We start from the raw sequence: 14,167 nt of genomic DNA, 5'->3' as shown, positions 1-14,167 counted from the left end.
GTCCGGAACCGAGCCGCCCTCCCCCGGCGCCTCGTCCGAAACCGAGCCGCCCTCCCCCTTCGCGCGGCTCGACCACCTGCGACGCCACGGCCGCTACCTGACCCCCGGTCACGGCATCACCCTGATGTCGCTGTTCAGTGCCGTGGTCCGGGGCGCCTTCCTGCAGCTGGCCTTCTGGCTGCCCCTGCTGGCCCTTTTGCTGCTGGGACTGATCGTCCTGCTGCACGGCGATCATGCCGAGACATCGCCAGAGCTGGATGCCGAGACATCGCCAGAGCTGGCGCCCCTGTGGGATATCCTGTGGCGCGGAGGGGTGCTGGCGCTGGGGCTCTGTGCCGCGGGCCTGCTCTACTGGTGGCTGACGCGTCACGGGCCGGATCATCCCCCCTCGGGCCTGGAGCGCGCCCTGGAACGACCGCGCCCCGTCTCGATCCTCGCCGTGCTGGCCCTGATGACGGTGCTCGCCGTCGAACTCGCCGCGTCAAGCCCGACCGGTCAGGGTCCCTGGCAGGGCCTGGTGGCCCTGCTCGGCTTGGCGGGCATGATGCTGACGGCCTTCGGCCTGCTGGCGCTGCTCTATGGCCTGCTCAGCGGCTGCCTGGTGATGATCGAGCGCTATCCGGTGGCCGGCCGCCTGCAGCGCCTCCTGCACCTGATGGGCTACGACATGCGCCGCCTCTGGGATACCTGGGCCGGCTTCGGCGCCGTGCTGGTCATTGCCCTGGCGCTGATCGGCGGCCTGCCGCTGCTGTCGTGGTCGGGGGCCTTGGGCCTGCTGCTGGCCGGCCCCCCGGCGAGCGGCATCGGGGCCCTGCTCGGAGGCACGGCCCTGGCCAGCTTTGCCTTCTCCCGCAGTCAGCACCAGTTCCAGGAGGCGGAACCGGAACGCCAGCCATGGCGCAGCGCGATGCTCGCCGCGGGCCTGCTGCTGGCCGGCGTGCTGCTGCTGGCCCACGAGCTCGCCCTGCTGTTGCTGCCGCTGGCGAAGGAATACCCCTGGGCCCCGATGCTGGCCCTCGCGGGCCTGCTGCTCTTCGGCCTGCTCTGTCATCCGAACCATCTCACGGTGCACCGCTACTATCGCGACCGCCTCATGGAGGCCTACATGGCCGGGGTCCGCCAGACCGAGGCCGGCGTGGGCGGGCCGGCGCCCAACGCTGCCGACACCCTGACGCTCTCGGCCTGTCGCGAGGCGCTGGAGCGCGTGCCCTTCCCGCTGATCAACACCAACCTGGTGCTGGTCAACGCCGGCAATGCGCGGCGCCGCGATATCGGCGGTGACAACTTCGTCCTCAGCCCGCTGTTCTGCGGCAGCACCGTGACCGGCTGGCGCGCCACGGACCGCTATCCGGAGAGCCGGCTGACCCTGGCCACGGCGATGGCCATTTCCGGCGCCGCGGCCAACCCCAATACGGGGTTCGGCGGCGTGGGCAAGACCCGCTCGCGTCCCGTGGCGCTGGCCATGGCGCTGCTCAATGCGCGCCTGGGCTACTGGCTGGCCCATCCCGATCCCGGGCGGGCCAGGCGCTGGCCCCTGCCGGCCAGCCAGCTGTGGCCCGGGCTCTGCGCCTTCCTGCCCTGCGGCCACCACGAAACGGCGCGATTCCAGGAGCTCAGCGACGGGGGCCACTTCGAGAACCTGGGCCTGTTCGAGCTGCTGCGCCGCCGTACCCGGCTGGTGGTGGCGGTGGACGGTTCCCAGGACCAGGGATCGCGCTTCGCCTCCCTGCAGCTGGCCCTGTCGCGCTGTCGCGAGCTGCTCGGCGTCCAGATCGTGTTCGATCACTGCTACGAGACCCAGCGCGGCACCTATCCCGCCGACCTGGGCGGAGGCCCGCTGGACCCCCTGATCCCCCGCGACGCCGTGGCCTACCCGGTCGGCGCCCGCCTGGCTCGGCACGCCCACCTGGTCGGGCGCATCCACTATCCCGCCAACGGCGACCATCCGGCCCAGCGCGGCACCCTGGTGCTGGTCAAGTCGGCGCTGATACCCGGCCTGCCGCTGCGCCTGATGGGCTACCGCGACCGCAGCTCCAGCTTTCCCAACGAGCCGACCCGCGATCAGTTCTTCACCGAGGAGCAGTTCGAGGCCTACCGGGAGCTGGGCCTCGCCGTCGGCCGCGCCCTGCTGGCCGATCCCGAGATCGGCCTCGCCAGGCGCCTGGAAGAGCTGGTGCCGGACAGCCGGCCCGGCTAGTCGCCCATCACCACCCCTTCACGACGCGGGTCGGCGCCGCCGTAGAAGCCCTCCTCGGTGATCTGCAGGGCCTGCAGGCCGCTGACCAGCTCGCGTTCGCTGGCGTCATGGCCGCGGGCATTGAGGCCCTCCAGGGTGGCGGCCGGGAAGCGCCCCTCCTCCAGGAAGGCCGGGCCGCCCAGGGTGATGGCATGGGGCAGGTTCAGTGCCTCCTGGGCGTCCAGTCCCCACTCGAGCATCGCCACCAGCGCCTTGGCGGTATAGTGGATGATGGCGGCACCGCCGGGCGAGCCGAGGCTGGCCACCAGGTCGCCGCTGTCGTGGCTGAAGACCAGGGTCGGGCTCATGCTGGAGCGAGGCCGCTTACCGGGCTCGACCCGGTTGGCGATGGGGCGGCCCGCCTCGTCCTCGGGCTCGAAGGAGAAGTCGGTGAGCTCGTTGTTGAGCAGGTAGCCGCCGGGCAGCCCGGTGCCGCCGTCGGCCAGGATACGCGAACCGAAGGCGGCCTCGATGGTGGTGGTCATGGCGATGGCGTTGCCGTGCTCGTCGATGATGCTGATATGGCTGGTGCCGTATTCCGGCTGCGCCGGCTGGACCGCCCAGGCCGTCTCGAGGGCACCGGGATCGCCCGGCTCGGCACCGCCGCTGCCCAGGCTCTCCTCACCGATCAGCTCGGCGCGAATCGCCAGGTAGTCGGGATCGAGCAGGGTCGTCCAGTCGCCGCCGGGGGCCTCGACGAAGTCCGGGTCGGCGATGAACTTGCCGCGGTCGGCGAAGGCCAGGCGCGAGGCCTCCAGGAACTGGTGCAGCCAGGGTTCGCCGGGTATCCCCTCCTCCAGCGGCGTCTCCACCTCGGGCAGGTGCGTCAGGATGCCCAGGATCTGCATCAGGGTGAGATGGCCCGAGGAGGGTGGTGGGAAGCCGCAGACCTCATAGGCCTGCCAGGCGGTGCAGAGGGGGTCGCGCTGCTTCGCCTCGTAGCCGGCCAGGTCCTCCGCGGTGATGACGCCACCGCGGCTATGATGCCCCTGCACCCGGGCCACCAGGTCCTCGGCGATGGGACCCTCGTGCAGGGCGGCACTGCCCTGCTCGGCGATCTCGCGCAGGATGGCGGCCAGGGCCGGGTTCTTGAGGGTCACCCCCGCCTCGAGGGGCTCGCCGTCCGGATAGTAGAAGGCGCCCCCCAGGGGATCGTCACGCAGCGGCTGCTCGCTGGCCAGGCTGGTGGCCAGGCGTGGGCTCACCACGAAGCCCTCCTCCGCCAGGTGGATGGCCGGGCCGAAGAGTTCCGCCCAGGGCAGCCTGCCGTATTCGGCGTGGACCAGCTCCAGCATGCGCACCGTGCCGGGCACCCCCACCGAGAGGCCGCTGGCCGCCGCCTCCATGAACTCCAGGGGACTGCCCTCCTCGTCCAGAAAGAGGCTGCCATCCACGCCCGAGGGGGCGGTCTCGCGGCCGTCGTAGGCCTTGACTGTTTCGCCATCGAAATGCATCAGGAAGGCGCCGCCGCCGATCCCGCTGGATTGGGGCTCCACCAGGGTCAGCACCATCTGCACGGCGATGGCCGCGTCGACGGCGCTGCCGCCCGCCCGCAGCACCTGGTAGCCGGCATCGGTGGCCAGCGGATTGGCGGCGGCCACGGCGAAGCGCTCGGTGGCCCAGCCGGGCTTCTCCTCGATCTCGGAGGCCACCTCGGGCGCGATGGCCGGCAGGTCATACTGGAAGGCGACCTCGGCCTGGGCGACAAAGGGCAGGCCAAGCATCAGCGCGGCGGTGGCCGGCACCAGCAGGCGGCGGCGGAAGGGAACGGCGGGGACGCTCATGGGACAGGCTCCTTGTCGCAGGGGGGCGTGAGGGGAACTGTCAGCATAGACGAAAGACGCCCGGTCGACGGCGGTCGACCGGGCGTCTTTTCTTCCCCTGGCGCCTTAGCCCAGGGTTTCGCCGGCCAGCATGAACCAGGTCTCGAGCACCGCGTCGGGATTGAGCGAGACGGAGTCGATGCCCTGCTCCATCAGCCACTTGGCCAGGTCGGGATGGTCCGACGGCCCCTGGCCGCAGATGCCGATGTACTTGCCCTGGGCGCGGCAGGCCTGGATGGCCATGGCGAGCAGCTTCTTGACCGCCGGATTCCGCTCGTCGAAGAGGTGGGCGACGATGCCGGAGTCACGGTCCAGCCCCAGGGTGAGCTGGGTCAGGTCGTTGGAGCCGATGGAGAAGCCGTCGAAGTGCTCGAGGAACTCCTCGGCCAGCAGGGCGTTGGCCGGCAGCTCGCACATCATGATCACCTTCAGGTCATGCTCGCCGCGCTTCAGGCCATTGGCACCCAGCAGCTCGACCACCTGGCGCGCCTCCTCGGTGGTCCGCACGAAGGGCACCATGATCTCCACGTTGGTGAAGCCCATCTCCTCGCGGACCCGCTTGAGCGCCCGGCACTCCAGTTCGAAGCAGGGCCGGAAGGAGTCGGAGATATAGCGGGCGGCCCCCCGGAAGCCGAGCATCGGGTTCTCCTCGCCGGGCTCGTAGAGCTTGCCGCCGATGAGGTTCTCGTACTCGTTGGACTTGAAGTCGGAGAGCCGCACGATGACCCGCTGGGGGTAGAAGGCGGCGGCCAGGGTGGAGATGCCCTCGACCAGCTTGTCGACGTAGAAGGTGACCGGGTCGGCATAGCCGGCGGTGCGCAGGTCGATGGTCTGCTGCAGGTCGGCCGGCAGGGTGTCGTACTCGAGCAGCGCCTTGGGGTGCACGCCGATCATGCGGTTGATGATGAACTCCAGGCGGGCAAGGCCCACGCCGGCATTGGGCAGGCTGGCGAACCCGAAGGCACGGTCGGGGTTGCCGACGTTCATCATGATCTTGAAGGGAATCTCGGGCATGGCGTCGACGCTGGTCACCCGCCGGTCGAACTCCAGCAGCCCCTCGTAGACGTGGCCGGTGTCCCCCTCGGCACAGGAGACGGTGACGTCGCGGCCGTCGGCCAGCGCCTCGGTGGCGTCGCCGCAGCCCACCACCGCCGGAATGCCGAGCTCGCGGGCGATGATCGCCGCATGGCAGGTGCGGCCGCCACGGTTGGTGACGATGGCCGAGGCACGCTTCATGATCGGCTCCCAGTCGGGGTCGGTCATGTCGGTCACCAGGACATCGCCGGCCTGGACCTTCTCCATGTCGTCCGGGGAGAAGACCACCCTGACCGCGCCACTCCCGATCCGCTGGCCGATGGCGCGACCGGCCACCAGGGTACGACCCTTCTCCTTGAGCTGGAAACGCTCGAGCTTGCCACCCTCCTGCTGGGAGACCACGGTCTCGGGACGCGCCTGGACGACATAGAGCCTGCCGTCGTCTCCGTCCAGGGCCCACTCGATGTCCATGGGACGCTGATAGTGCTGCTCGATGGTGAGCGCCTGGCGGGCCAGGTCCATCACCTGCTCATCGCCGATGCAGAAGCGACCGCGCTCCTTGAGCGGCACGTCGACGGTCTGCACCGACTTGCCGGCGCTGGCCTCCTCGCCATAGACCATCTTGATCAGCTTGGAGCCCAGGTTGCGACGCAGCACCGCGGGACGGCCGGCGGCCAGGGTCGGCTTGTGAACATAGAACTCGTCGGGGTTCACGGCACCCTGCACCACGGTCTCGCCGAGGCCCCAGGAGGCGGTGACGAAGACCGCATCGCGGTAGCCGGACTCGGTGTCCAGGGTGAACATCACACCGGAAGCGCCGGTCTCGGAGCGCACCATCTTCTGGATGCCGGCGGAGAGCGCCACGTTCTCATGCGCGTAGCCACGGTGAACCCGGTAGGAGATGGCGCGGTCGTTGAACAGCGAGGCGAAGACCTCGTGGACCGCACGCTTGATGTTGTCGAAGCCCTCGATATTGAGGAAGGTCTCCTGTTGGCCGGCAAAGGAGGCATCCGGCAGATCCTCGGCGGTGGCCGAGGAGCGCACGGCAACCTTCAGGTTGGGGTGCCTGGCGATCAGCTGCTCATAGGCGGTGCGCAGGTGCCCCTCGAAGGTCGGCGGCAGCGGTGTGTCGATGATCCACTGGCGGATCTCGGCACCGGTCCCGGCCAGCGCCGCGACGTCGTCCACGTCCAGGGTGGAAAGCGCGGCATTGATGCGCTCGTTGAGGCCTTCGTGGGAGAGGAATTCGCGGTAGGCGTGGGCGGTGGTCGCGAAGCCGCCGGGTACGGTCACGCCGGCGCCCGCCAGGTTCGAGATCATCTCGCCGAGGGAGGCGTTCTTGCCCCCGACCCGCTCGACATCGTCCATGCCCAGTTCATCGAACCACAGAATGTAATTGTCCACGAGACCCCCTTGGCTTTCGATGACAGGTCGTCATGCCAGGCGGCACGACGAGATGCTGAGCACTCTACCAACTCGGCCGCTATATTCGCCATTGGTCTAACAGCGAAGTCACTGGAGGATTTTTACAACAATGTGCCGATTTCGCGGATTCCTGTAGTCGCCTAACGATATCCCCGACCGATCGCCCCTTGTTCGCGGTGACCGCGGCGCCGACAATGACCCGATTTCTCCACCACACCACGGCGCCCCTCATGACCCGTACCGCCTTCTTCATCTCCGATGGCACCGGCATCACCGCCGAGAGCCTCGGCCGCAGCCTGCTGGCCCAGTTCGAGAACGTCGAGATCCGCATGATCACCAAGCCCTACATCGACTCGGTCGAGAAGGCCAGGCAGCTGGTGGAGGTGATCAACGGCACGGCGGTTCACGATGGCGAGAAGCCGGTCATCATCGACACCATCGTCGACGGCGAGATCCGCGCGGTGATCCGCCAGGCCGACGGCTTCAAGATCGACATCTTCTCGACCTTCCTGGAGCCGCTGGAGCAGGAGCTGGCGACCCAGTCCAGCTACACCGTGGGCCGCACCCACTCCATCGGCCAGGACGAGGTCTACATGGACCGCATTCACTCGGTGCATTTCGCCCTGGACAACGACGACGGCGCCCGTACCCACCAGTACGACAAGGCCGACGTGATCCTGATCGGCGTCTCACGCTGCGGCAAGACGCCGACGTCGCTCTATCTGGCGCTGCAGTTCGGCATTCGCGCCGCCAACTACCCCCTCACCGAGGACGACCTCGACGAGGATGGCACCCTCAAGCTGCCCGCGGCGCTGTCCAATCATCGCCACAAGCTGTTCGGGCTGACCATCGACTCGCGCCGGCTGGCGGCCATTCGCCACGAGCGTCGGCCCAACAGCCGCTACAGCTCCATGGACCAGTGCATGCAGGAGGTGGGCCAGGCCGAGGGGCTCTACCGTCAGCTGCACATCCCCTTCATCGACACCACCCGCTTCTCGGTGGAGGAGATCTCCACCCGGATGATCGCCGAGATGGGACTGACGCGGCGGTTTTCGCCACGGTAAGCGCCGAGCGCCGCAGAGTATTGTGGGAGGTCGGCTTTGCCGAGCGAATGGAGGCCGAAGGCCTCCCCGGCGGAAGACAGTAACGCTAGCATCACCGACGGGGCGCCTGCGGCGCCATTCGCCCGGGGGACCCGGCCTCCCACAACTGCCATGCAGCTAGGCGCTGCTCGAAGGGCCGCTGGGAGCAGGCCGCTTGCAGCTGGGCGCTGTCAACGAACCACCCCTGCCCTTCTGAGCCGGGCGATATCGTCCGGCGTCAGGCCCATCTCGGCGAGGATCGCCTCGCTGTCCTGGCCGAGCCGCGGCGGCGCCAGCTCGCTGGTGGCGGAGTCGCCGTCGAAGCGCAAGGGGCTCGCCACCTGGGGCACCTCGAGCTCGCCGCGTCTGAGGGTGCGGCGCATCCGGCGATGCTGCACCTGGGGGTCGGCGAACACCTCGGTCAGGGTATTGATGGGGCCGGCCGGGATGCCGCAAGCCTCCAGCTCGTCCAGCCACTCGTCCCGGCCACGGGTCATGAGGATCGCCTGGATCATCGGCACCAGCACCTCGCGATTGCCCACCCGGGCCGCATTGCTGGCGTAGGCCGGGTCCTCGGCCCACTCGGGGCGGCCGAGCAGCCGGGCGAAGCGGGCGAACTGGGCATCGTTGCCCACGGTGAGCACCAGGTGGCCGTCGGCACAGGCGAAGGCCTGGTAGGGCACGATATTGGGATGGGCGTTGCCGTGGCGCTGGGGAGACTCCCCGCTGACCAGGGCGTTGAGGGCCTGGTTGGCCAGGGTCGCCACCTGGACGTCGAGCAGCGCCACGTCCACATGGCGCCCCACCCCCGTGCGGGCCCGCTCCTGCAGCGCCGCCAGCACGCCCACGGTGGCGTAGAGCCCGGTCATCACGTCGGTGATCGCCACCCCGGTCTTCATCGGCATGCCGTCCGGCTCGCCGGAGAGGCTCATCAACCCGCCCATTGCCTGGATCATGAAGTCATAGCCGGCGCGATAGGCGTAGGGGCCGTCCTGGCCGAAGCCGGTGATGGAGCAGCCGATCAGCCTGGGGTTGCGTTCATGCAGGCTGGCGTAGTCGAGGCCATATTTCGCCAGCCCCCCGACCTTGAAGTTCTCCAGCAGGATATCGGCGCCCTCGGCCAGCCGACGGATCAGCGCCTGCCCCTCCTCGGTGGCGATGTCCACCGCCAGGGAGTGCTTGCCTCGGTTGGCACAGAGGTAGTAGGCGGCGGTGCGCTCCAGGTCGTCCTGCCCTTTCTCCAGATCTGCCAGCCAGGGCGGCCCCCAGCCGCGGGTGTCGTCGCCGCGGCCGGGATGTTCGATCTTGATCACCCGGGCGCCCAGGTCGGCGAACAGCTGGCCGGCCCAGGGGCCGGCCAGCACCCGCGACATGTCGAGCACCGTGATGCCTTCCAGCGGTCCGCTCATCTTGAGCTCCTTGCTACCGTGTGCCAATAGTGGCACCACTCGGGGCTGACCCGGCGGCAGGCCGTCGAGGAGGCGCTATGAATACCTCCCTGTACGCTACCTCGGCCATCCATGGTCCTCGGACCTCCTCTTCGCCCTACCCCCGGCGCCCCTCGTTATCGTCAGCGGGTTGTTGGGCTGGATCAGCCGGTAAACGCCTGCAGGCCGGTCTGGGCGCGACCCATGATCAGCGCATGGACGTCGTGGGTGCCCTCGTAGGTGTTGACGGCCTCCAGGTTCATCATATGGCGGATCACGTGGTACTCGTCGCTGATGCCGTTGCCGCCATGCATGTCGCGGGCCACCCGGGCGATCTCCAGCGCCTTGCCGCAGTTGTTGCGCTTGATCAGCGAGATCGCCTCGGGCACCAGCTGGCCGTCGTCGATCATGCGCCCCACCCGCAGCGCCGCCTGCAGGCCCAGGGCGATCTCGGTCTGCATGTCGGCGAGCTTCTTCTGGATCAGCTGATTGGCGGCCAGCGGGCGGCCGAACTGCTTGCGCTCCAGGGTGTAGTCGCGTGCCGCATGCCAGCACGCCTCGGCCGCGCCCATGGCGCCCCAGGCGATGCCGTAGCGGGCGCGGTTGAGGCAGGAGAACGGGCCCTTGAGGCCGGTCACATTGGGCAGGCGCTGGTCATCGGAGACCTCCACGTCCTGCATGGCGATCTGGCCGGTGATGGAGGCACGCAGGCTGAACTTGCCCTCGATCTTGGGCGCGGAGAGCCCCTGCATGCCCTTCTCGAGGATAAAGCCGTTGATCACCCCCTCGTTGTCCTTGGCCCACACCACGAAGACATCGGCGATGGGCGAGTTGGTGATCCAGGTCTTGGTGCCGTTGAGGCGCCAGCCGCCGTCGATGCGGGTGGCGCGGGTCGCCATGCCGCCCGGGTCGGAGCCGTGGTCGGGCTCGGTGAGCCCGAAGGCGCCCACCCACTCGCCGCTGGCCAGCCTGGGCAGGTACCTCTCCCGCTGGGCCTCGCTGCCGAAGGCGTGGATGGGGTACATCACCAGGCTCGACTGCACGCTCATGGCGCTGCGGTAGCCGGAGTCGACCCGCTCCACCTCTCGGGCGATCAGCCCGTAGCTGACGTAGTTGAGCCCGGCACAGCCGTAGCCGTCGATGGTCGCGCCCAGCAGGCCCAGCTCGCCCATCTCGTTCATGATCTCGCGATGGAATATCTCGTGGCGGTTGGCCTCCAGCACCCGCGGCAGCAGCTTCTCCTGGCAGTAGTCTTGGGCGGTCTGGTGGACCATACGCTCGTCTTCGCTGAGCTGGTCGACGAGGCGGAAGGGATCGTCCCAGGTGACGGGGGTGATCTGGCTCATGGCGCGGGCTCCGTGATGGGATGGCACGAATAATGTCTACATTTTTTGTAAATGTAGACCAACAGCCGCCCTCTGCCAAGCATAAAAAAGGTCCCCCGAAGGGGACCAGGAGGAGCACGCCAGCTCACTCGGTGGTCGCCGGAAGATTCGGCGACCATGCCCAATACAAAGCGAAAACCGGGCCAAAGAAAAAATATTTGATTGAAAACAAGTGCATATAAAATATCGCTTGTCTTGGGCAACGGTCAGGCTGATAACCGGCTTGCCGCACTGCACCATGAGGGCGCTGGCGAGCCTCGAAATGCGCTACGACGAGGCAAGACTTTCCTTATAGATGCGACCGCCCTTCATGATAAGCCGCAGGTGGCGCTCCGGGTCGTGCAGGAAGTCGAGGTTTCGGCTCGGGTCGCCGTCGACCACCAGCAGGTCCGCCAGGGCGCCGGGCTCGATGCGCCCGAGGGTGCCGGGATAGGGCGCACTTGGCCACTACGTGGAAGCGGTCGTAGACCACCTTGGCGTTGGGACATTGGTCCTTCACCTCGAGATCGAAGGCCGAGTTCATGTCCATGGCGACGGCCTCGATCTGCTCTCGCGCCTTGCCCAGCCACGCGAAGAACGGCCGGATCGCATCGCGGGAGCAGCCTTCGCCGATCCATACCACCTGCTGGGTGTCGGCGCAGGCGACCACGGTGTCGTAGCGGTGGCCCTTGTGCAGGGCGAAATCATCCATCAGCAGCCGCTGCAGACCGTCGGGATCCGGTCATCGGGCCACTGCAGAGATCAGGACAGGAAGTTGTTAACTTACTGAATTTCAAGACCTCAGATACCGATTTCAGGCCAAAATCGGGCTGGAAGTGTCGAACCCGGGAAAACCAGTCGAAAAAGCCCAGTTGCAGGCCACGTACGCCCGCCACAATACAATGAGCTGCACACCCTGGAAGCCACCCGATACACTTAGATCGGTTCCGTTAATCTAATTTCCGAAATGTTATGAAAAGATCTGAAGCACAAAATACTGGTGGTCTATTCTAGTCGGAAATAATGATTATTTAGGCAACGCTTAACATTTTTACCTAAAATTTAGTTTTCTCAATTAGCGAGGCGACAACTTCGCCAACGTGCGGTAGCTGTTGTTCTTAATTGTCTGAATTCAAGCAATAAGTGCAGCACCTGAGGTGTCCAGGGCTCCTGAGTACTCCCCCAGGAACACCTGTGCCGGTATCCGATAACCGAGTCGCTTTCGAGGGCGGTCATTCAGCTTCTTGACCACCTTGCGCAACTCGCCATCGGTGACCTGGCGGAAGTCCGTTCCCTTGGGGAAGTACTGCCGTATCAGGCCATTGGTGTTCTCGTTACTCCCACGCTGCCCGGAGCAGTAGGGATCGCAAAAATAGGTCTCTGCGGTCACCGCCTTGCCTGCGGCTACGTGGCCGGCAAACTCCGAGCCATTGTCCAGGGTGATGGTCTTCACCGCCCCCCGGCGAGGCTTCAGCAGCTGGACCATGTCCGCTTGCGTCAGCTCCGCTGAGATCCTGGTTTCCGGAATTCGGCACGCACGCGTGCGAAGCGAACAAGATAATGGGGGAAAACGTAGCATGGCGTCCTACAGGGGAGTCAATGGGGTTCTTGTCGCGCTCGAGGATTTTTTCAGGCGGCGTTTGCCACAAGAGCTCGGCAATCCGCCGACCAATGCCAGCGTGGCATTGCTCGGAAGTGGCGATATTGCCGACCACCTGACAGGCAACCTCCTTGGCATCTATCTGCACCGCATCACCATCGACCCTCACGGGCGCAGCCGCAGCTTTCCACGCCGCGGCACGGACATCGGCGGGCGCCAGCCCGAGCTTCCGGTCAATCTCCATTTCCTGCTGATCGCCAACGCGCGCAGCGCCACGATCGAAGCCGACCTCATCAATTGGGCGATGGTCGCACTTGCCAATGAAAGCCAGCTCGACGTGTCCCACGTCGGCGCCACCGACGCAGACTGGGGCGAACGCGAACTGGTGACGATCTCGCCCGACGAGATGAGCACCGAAGACCTGATGCGCATCTGGGACGTCTTCGAGACGCCCTATACGCTCACCGTGCCCTACGTGGCACGCACCGTGCGCTTGCGCCTGGTGCCCGAGCACGTCGAGGGCCCGCCGGTGGTGACCCGCGTCTTTCCGGTGGGGGAGCCATGAAGACACTGACCGTGTTCGAAACCGTCATCCTCCATGCCAGCGATGTCCTGTACTGGCTCGACGGCACCACTGCGGAGAATGCGAGCGACATGGAGCGCGTGCCCGGCGCGATCGAGCTCGAGGTAAGCACCGCTCCGTCCGATCTGAAGCTGCGCCACACCCCGGGCCGTACCGCAATGTGGCGCCGGATGGGCGCCTCGATCGTCGCCGGAGAGGCCAGCGTGGAGGAACTCGCGCGTCCCGCGCCCGATCCCTTCGCCTTCGTTGCCGACGTCTTCGATCCGCGCGGCCGTTACAACCCGCGCCGGCTGAACCTCACCGCAGGCAGCGGAGAGGGCCATGCCTGCGTGCTCTATCCGTCACCGTCGGGAACGCGACTCGGGCGGGGCGGCGGCGTGTTCGGCACCTTGCTCTTCGCGGACGACGGCCGGCCGGTGGCGTGGGCCGTGCTCACACTGACCGTGACCACCGCGCTCAACGTGAGCCTGAGGTTCCGCGCCCAAGCCGACAAGCGAGGTGATTTCATGATTCCGCTGAACCGGCTGCCCGCCTTGCCCGAGAGCATCGAGGACTACACGGCGCAACTCGAACTGTCCGCGTCCGCCAGCGCAGATGCTGACGCACCGGTCGATCCGGCGGACCTGGTTCCGATGCAGATTGGCCATTTTTCCAATGACGACGGTTTCGCCGTCGCGGTGCCTCTGCGCGTGGTGCCCGGTGAAGTGCGTCGACTCCAGTCACATGGCAGCACGCATGTGAGCGTACTGGCAGCTTGATCGATTATCCAGGAGGCGATCATGGCCGAATATCTTGCACCAGGCGTATTTGTCGAGGAAGTCAGCTTCCGTTCGAAATCGATCGAGGGCGTGGGCACCAGCGTGGCCGGCATCGTCGGCCCGACGCGTTACGGCCCCGTGCGCGGAATGCCTGAGGTGGTCACCAGTTTCGGCGAGTTTTCGCGGGTCTACGGCGATGTACGGGAACTGGTTTTCGGCGACGACCCCCAGCCCAACTACACCGCGATCGCAGCGCGGGCCTTTTTCGACAACGGCGGCAAGCAACTCTTCGTCGCGCGGGTGGCGGCGGGCGGAGGCGCTGCGCCGGCCGCGGCGAGTATCAGCGCCGACAACGACGATGACGACACTCCGCTCCCCGTCCTCACCTTCAGGGCCCGCTTTCTGGGCGCAATGGGCGACTTCACGCTCGAGATCGTCTGGCGCGACGCCGAACAGACCGAGTTCGACCTGCTGGTACGCAACGGCGGCCCGGATGGGCCGGTGATCCGCATCCATGACGAAATCTCGACCGATCCAGCGAGCGAGAACAGCCTGGCGGAGAAATTGCCGCCCACGCCCGCCAAGCGCAATGACTTCCTGACCAACCCGGTCTCGTGCGAGTTCGGCGCGGGAGCCGACAGCGCCGTGACCGTACGTGATGCCTTGCTGGCGTTGTGCGATGACGCTGCGCAAAACCCGACCGAGCCTTCGGTCGACGGACCGCGCTTCCTGATCGCCCTGACCGGCGGGACCGACGGCACCGCGCCGCCCGACAACACAGCCTATCAGGGCGTCGCCGACGAGGTGAACGGCAGCAGCGGCCTGGCCGCGTTC

The 14,167-nt window shown here is 67.0% G+C and carries 10 protein-coding genes and 1 pseudogene; 5 read left to right on the top strand and 6 right to left on the bottom strand.

Annotated elements, in window-relative coordinates:
• The coding region (locus J5F18_RS10105) for a hypothetical protein (protein ID WP_346302106.1) at positions 1-2,197 on the top strand (2,197 nt) is incomplete at its 5' end.
• Here J5F18_RS10105 and ggt read toward each other — a convergent pair.
• Together ggt and ppsA are read right to left on the bottom strand one after the other, a co-directional pair.
• Entirely contained in the window at positions 2,194-3,960 is a 1,767-nt protein-coding gene (gene ggt, locus J5F18_RS10100; RefSeq protein WP_346302211.1) for a gamma-glutamyltransferase, read from the bottom strand. The genes J5F18_RS10105 and ggt overlap by 4 nt on opposite strands.
• A gap of 165 nt (positions 3,961-4,125) precedes the next feature.
• On the bottom strand, positions 4,126-6,498 hold the full coding sequence (ppsA, locus tag J5F18_RS10095) for a phosphoenolpyruvate synthase (protein WP_346302105.1): 2,373 nt from the start codon (positions 6,496-6,498) through the stop codon (positions 4,126-4,128).
• A gap of 251 nt (positions 6,499-6,749) precedes the next feature.
• Here ppsA and J5F18_RS10090 point away from each other — a divergent pair, with 251 nt between their 5' ends.
• The gene (locus J5F18_RS10090) at positions 6,750-7,583 is read left to right on the top strand and encodes a pyruvate, water dikinase regulatory protein (protein WP_346302210.1); all 834 of its coding nucleotides are present in this window, start codon (positions 6,750-6,752) and stop codon (positions 7,581-7,583) included.
• A gap of 209 nt (positions 7,584-7,792) precedes the next feature.
• On the opposite strand, the gene J5F18_RS10085 is transcribed toward J5F18_RS10090, so the two are convergent.
• The 4 genes from J5F18_RS10085 to J5F18_RS10070 all read right to left on the bottom strand — a co-directional run bounded on the left by J5F18_RS10085 (position 7,793) and on the right by J5F18_RS10070 (position 11,971).
• Positions 7,793-9,010, bottom strand: a complete 1,218-nt coding sequence (locus tag J5F18_RS10085) for a CaiB/BaiF CoA-transferase family protein (RefSeq protein WP_346302104.1) — start codon at positions 9,008-9,010, stop codon at positions 7,793-7,795.
• 182 nt (positions 9,011-9,192) lie between these two features.
• Positions 9,193-10,374, bottom strand: coding sequence for an acyl-CoA dehydrogenase (locus J5F18_RS10080; RefSeq protein ID WP_346302103.1), 1,182 nt, complete (start codon positions 10,372-10,374; stop codon positions 9,193-9,195).
• A gap of 328 nt (positions 10,375-10,702) precedes the next feature.
• Positions 10,703-11,104: a transposase gene (locus J5F18_RS10075; RefSeq protein WP_346302102.1), complete on the bottom strand. Its 402-nt coding sequence runs from the start codon at positions 11,102-11,104 to the stop codon at positions 10,703-10,705.
• Between the two features lie 420 nt (positions 11,105-11,524).
• Positions 11,525-11,971, bottom strand: coding sequence for an IS30 family transposase (locus J5F18_RS10070; protein ID WP_346302101.1), 447 nt, complete (start codon positions 11,969-11,971; stop codon positions 11,525-11,527).
• On the opposite strand from J5F18_RS10070, the gene J5F18_RS10065 reads away from it, so the two are divergent.
• The 3 genes and pseudogenes from J5F18_RS10065 to J5F18_RS10055 form a co-directional block, all read left to right on the top strand.
• Entirely contained in the window at positions 11,970-12,557 is a 588-nt protein-coding gene (locus J5F18_RS10065) for a DUF4255 domain-containing protein (protein ID WP_346302100.1), read from the top strand. The two genes, J5F18_RS10070 and J5F18_RS10065, sit on opposite strands and share 2 nt — an antisense overlap.
• Positions 12,554-13,333: a hypothetical protein gene (locus J5F18_RS10060; RefSeq protein ID WP_346302099.1), complete on the top strand. Its 780-nt coding sequence runs from the start codon at positions 12,554-12,556 to the stop codon at positions 13,331-13,333. The genes J5F18_RS10065 and J5F18_RS10060 overlap by 4 nt, the downstream gene beginning before the upstream one ends.
• A 21-nt stretch (positions 13,334-13,354) precedes the next feature.
• Positions 13,355-14,167: pseudogene (locus tag J5F18_RS10055) on the top strand (hypothetical protein); the annotation flags it as partial.

This window comes from Halomonas sp. BM-2019 (assembly GCF_017584085.1).
Note: the sequence above shows the minus strand (reverse complement) of the source record. Positions and strands in the feature narration are given on the sequence as shown.

Coding starts and splice junctions, on each gene's coding strand:
- ggt (WP_346302211.1), bottom strand. CDS start 3,960: ATGCTTGGCCTGCCCTTTGTCGCCCAGGCCGAGGTCGCCTTCCAGTAT.
- J5F18_RS10090 (WP_346302210.1), top strand. CDS start 6,750: ATGACCCGTACCGCCTTCTTCATCTCCGATGGCACCGGCATCACCGCC.
- J5F18_RS10085 (WP_346302104.1), bottom strand. CDS start 9,010: ATGAGCGGACCGCTGGAAGGCATCACGGTGCTCGACATGTCGCGGGTG.
- J5F18_RS10080 (WP_346302103.1), bottom strand. CDS start 10,374: ATGAGCCAGATCACCCCCGTCACCTGGGACGATCCCTTCCGCCTCGTC.
- J5F18_RS10075 (WP_346302102.1), bottom strand. CDS start 11,104: ATGGATGATTTCGCCCTGCACAAGGGCCACCGCTACGACACCGTGGTC.
- J5F18_RS10065 (WP_346302100.1), top strand. CDS start 11,970: ATGGCGTCCTACAGGGGAGTCAATGGGGTTCTTGTCGCGCTCGAGGAT.
- J5F18_RS10070 (WP_346302101.1), bottom strand. CDS start 11,971: ATGCTACGTTTTCCCCCATTATCTTGTTCGCTTCGCACGCGTGCGTGC.
- J5F18_RS10060 (WP_346302099.1), top strand. CDS start 12,554: ATGAAGACACTGACCGTGTTCGAAACCGTCATCCTCCATGCCAGCGAT.